The organism is uncultured Mucilaginibacter sp. (assembly GCF_903893715.1).
Classification (GTDB): domain Bacteria; phylum Bacteroidota; class Bacteroidia; order Sphingobacteriales; family Sphingobacteriaceae; genus Mucilaginibacter.
The window spans coordinates 1-4,506 of record NZ_CAITNG010000110.1 but is presented as its reverse complement, the minus strand read 5'-3'; the positions used below and the strand labels follow the sequence as shown (position 1 = coordinate 4,506).

The window sequence follows — 4,506 nt, the reverse complement described above, 5'->3', positions numbered from 1 at the left end:
TTATCGAAGAGTTGATGACGTTTCAAAAAATGGAGCATGGCATGCTTAATCTGAAAATGGTTAATGCAGACATTTCAAACTTTGTACAGGATGTCTTTAATAATTTTGTTCCCATCGCCCGGAAAAAAGCAATACATTTTAACTTAGATCTTGAATTAAAAGAATGCTACTCCTTGTTCGACCCGGGTAAGATGGAAAAGGTTTTGAATAATTTAATATTCAACGCATTTAAGTATTCACCGGAGGGAGGCATCATTAACATAAAGTTATCCGAGCACGATGGAACAGGATTGCCGGTTGATAACATAAATGATGTGAATTCTTGGTTTTGTATCTCAGTGGAGGATAATGGCAAAGGTATTTCGGCCGAGGAGTTTAATCATTTATTCGAAAGATTTTTCTCTGAGACAACAATAAAGGGAACGGGCGTTGGCCTCTCCCTTACCAAAAGCCTGGTTGAGCTTCATCATGGCTTCATCATCGCCGAAAGCGAACCTGGTGTTAAGACCAGCTTTAAAGTATACCTGCCAATAATCCAAACCACAGAGAATAAACTAATAGAACAATATGTTCCCGAATATGATGTATCGATGCTAATTGATGAGCAACAACCATTATCTATAACACCTTTGGATTTTGAAAACGGCAAGGAGCCCGAGTATACTATTTTAATTGTCGATGATAATCCTGAGGTCTTAAATTATCTTGAAGTGTTGTTCCAGCACAAGTATTTCATAGCAAAGGCAGAGAATGGGGTAAAAGCGTTGGAATATGTTGGTAGCAATGAGCCTGATTTGATCATTAGTGATGTTATGATGCCCGAAATGGATGGTGTGGCTTTATGCGAGGAGTTAAAAAGTAAGATAAATACTTGCCATATCCCAATCATTTTATTGACGGCAAAAGCGACAGTTGAAAACAAAATAGATGGTTTACAGATCGGTGCCGATGATTACATCCCTAAGCCATTCCACCCCAATGAATTGATTGTACGGGTTGAAAAGTTGATTGAAAATCATAAACGTATTATTGAAAAATATAGGTCCAATGGGGTCATTATACCTAAAAATATTACCACCAACCCCCTTGACGAGGCTTTTGTTGAAAAAGTTATCAATAGTATAACGAAGAATATGAGCAATGAGGAATTTAGTGTAGAGGAACTTGGTGATTTAGTAGCCATGAGCCGAAGTAATCTCTTCAGGAAGCTAAAAGCAATAACAGGTCAAACCCCGATTGAGTTTATTTATAATATACGTTTAAAGCATGCGATGGATCTTTTGTTGGAGCGAAAGCTGAATATGTCGCAAATAGCCTATGAAGTCGGATTCAGAAATCCATCTTCGTTCACCAAATCCTTCCGAAAGCAATATGGTAAATCTCCTACCGAATTTTTAAATGATGCTTTATTTAGTCAAAAAGGGTAATTCATGCCCTTTTTTGGTCCATTGCAACAATTAACGTTAAGATTGCAACATTTCGCTAAAGGGCTGCAATATAAACGCCTTTAATTTACGGTGTTATTAATACAGTTATTGTATCCTTAAACCTAACATGTTTTTCAGTTTTCTATAGTAGTTTTCAGTTGAGTCAAATTGAATCTATGGGTAACCTGGTCGTGCTCATAGCTTGATTTCTTTGAAGATTGTATTAAATGTTAGGTGATGGTAAACGATAATGTTATTATCAATAAGATGCCTATATGCGATACATATTCTTCTTTTTTTTTCATTATTTCCCCAAACAGGCTCTTTTACTGGTCATGATATTGCTCTTGGTACAGGCAAAAACCAAGGCACAAATACCCGATGACATTGCCATGTGGCTGAAAAAAAATAACGCTGATATTCGTTATTCAATTAATCAATATGACTTCTCCAGGTTTAATGTGCTTATCGATCATGCGAGCTCAGCGCTTAACGGCTACCTGCAACGCCAGGATTTTAAAGGGTCGACATGGGAAGTATACAGTAAGGCCGAGCACGCGAACAATATACAGGATGCGGTTGATTTTTCAATCCGATTCAAATGCATAAGCGGACATTTGCGCCAGTCGGCAGTTGCTGCTGATATCGACTTTTCAAGCTGGTCTGAGAAGAATTATGTTTTATTACCAGGAGCTGTTTATAATGGCAACCGGTTTGAATGGCGACGACTAAGATACTCCCCTAAGTTGTACGAGGTGCAGGATATAGGTATCGATAAGCCGATCATTGTGTCGGATATACCTAAATTAAGTGAATCTGGAGGTGTTTCCCGTATACAGGAGCGAAGCGGTAGCATGTCGACCCCTGCAATAGGCTTTAGGGCCGATAGTTCTGCAAAAGGTATTTGGATACTTACACACCAAGGGAACAGTTTGGGTGATTATGGTATCAATATAGAAGAAAACCGTGCCCGCGATCATGCGATAATTACGATAAACTCACCCGTTGTACATGAACAGTATACCTATTTTGCCAATGACGCTCATTATCCAAGCCAAGATAAGCCGCACGATTTTAATGCAGGAGATGAGGTCATTATAACATTCAGAATGTATGGTTTCGAAGCTCCAGAAGTACAATCCTTATTCAATAAGCTTACCATCATACGCAAAGACCTTGTTGGCGATAGTTCAATCACACAAAAGTTAACTTTTTCGGAGAGCATGCGCACGTTGGAAGACAAATTCAACAAGGTAAACTTTGTAGATAAATATGGTTATTATTCTGTCGGACTTCGGGAAAATTTTCTGCAAGATTGGCAAATAGGGTGGACAGGGGGAATGATAAGTACTTATCCGCTGCTTTTTGCCGGTAATGCCGAGACCCGTAAAAATGTTCTTCGAAATTTTGATTGGTTATTCCTCAACGGCATCAGTCCGTCAGGCTTCTATTATGACGCAGGCAAGGATGGTACGATATGGTATGGTGGTGATATCCGAAAACCACATACACATAATTGGCATCTAATCAGAAAAAGCGCGGACGCTGTTTATTATATCACCAAGCAATTTATGTTGATGCAAAAAATGGGTGTATATGTCAAACCATATTGGAAAGACGGCAACAAAAAGGTATGCGACGCATTTGTTAATTTATGGTATAAAAATCATCAGATAGGTCAATTTATCGATTCTAACACAGGAGAAATTGTTGTTGGAGGATCTTCAAGCGGAGGTATTTTGCCAGCGGCTTTGGCATTGGCTTCACAGTATTATCGCAATCCGGCTTACATGGATGTCGCAAAACAAGTAGCTGGTTACTATAATGAAAATTTCACCCGCAAGGGTATAACTTGCGGGGGACCAGGGGACGCGTTACAGAATATTGATTCAGAATCAAGTTATGCGCTTGTTGAGTCGTACACGACACTTTATGAGTTAACCGGCGATAAACAATGGTTAAATGATGCTGAAAATGCAGCTAGGCAATTTTCCAGTTGGGTGGTATCATACAATTATAAATTCCCCGCTAAATCGAGTTTCGATCAAATTGGCATACGAACAACCGGTGCCGTATATGCCAACACGCAAAATAAACATGCAGCACCTGCAATCTGCACGTTCTCCGGGCAGGCACTGCTAAAATTATACAGATTTACGGGCGATGTTTTTTATATCGGCTTGCTTTATGATGTCGCCCATAATATGCCGCAGTATCTTCCACATCCTGAAAATAAGCTGGAAGATGCGACTTACGGGTATATGAGCGAACGTATAAGCATGACCGATTGGCAGGGGCTTGATAAAATAGGAGCTCTTTTAAAAATGTCGACTTGGGCGGAAACCGGTTTAATGTTGACCAATATTGAAATACCTGGGCTATATGTTTGCCCCGATGATAATTATTTTGTTGCCTTCGATAGTATTGTGGTCACGGTTAAGTCCCAAGATGAAAAACAGTTGATATTACAACTGAAAAACCCTACGAAAGTAGTTGCTGATGTATCGGTGTTAGAAGATAAAGCAAAGAATAAAATCATGGGCGAAAATTATCTGTACGGTTGCGAAAAAGTAAACCTAAAACCCGGTGAAACAAAAGAATTAATCTTTAAAAAGTCTGTTTTGGGGCAAGGTAAGCAAGACTAAAAAGAATTTGGCCGAATAAGAAAACTAAAAAAATGAAAAAAGTAATTTTAGCGTTAATCATATTGCTGTTACATTATCACGCGCTAATTGCGCAAACCGATGGTAGGTTACCTGAATCACCTTTGGCCGTTGCCAGGATAATTGGAGACAAACTGATACGGGAAACGCCCTTTAAATACAAACTATCCATAGCATCCAATAATTCAACTTTTAATAGTTTACAATTTGTTGATTTTGGTCGTACTTTTTGTTTGGGCAAACCTGCCGTAGCTTATGCGCTTACCAATATATCTGCCGCAAATGACATGGTAATAGAAATGCAAATTGAACACAACGATGCCTGTAAAGTTTGGCTGAACGACGAATTGGTTTACAAAAAAAAAGGCAACAATAAAATCAAACTGATTTTTGATGAGCGTAGTATAGAATTAACA

3 protein-coding genes are annotated in these 4,506 nt (G+C 38.8%); all 3 read left to right on the top strand.

Features of this window, described 5'->3' with window-relative positions:
• On the top strand, positions 1 to 1,427 hold a 1,427-nt coding region (locus QZX97_RS12345; RefSeq protein WP_295664683.1), incomplete at its 5' end, for a response regulator.
• A 275-nt stretch (positions 1,428 to 1,702) separates the two neighbouring features.
• On the top strand, positions 1,703 to 4,072 hold the full coding sequence (locus QZX97_RS12340) for a hypothetical protein (protein WP_295664682.1): 2,370 nt from the start codon (positions 1,703 to 1,705) through the stop codon (positions 4,070 to 4,072).
• A gap of 32 nt (positions 4,073 to 4,104) precedes the next feature.
• On the top strand, positions 4,105 to 4,506 hold a 402-nt coding region (locus tag QZX97_RS12335; RefSeq protein ID WP_295664681.1), incomplete at its 3' end, for a hypothetical protein.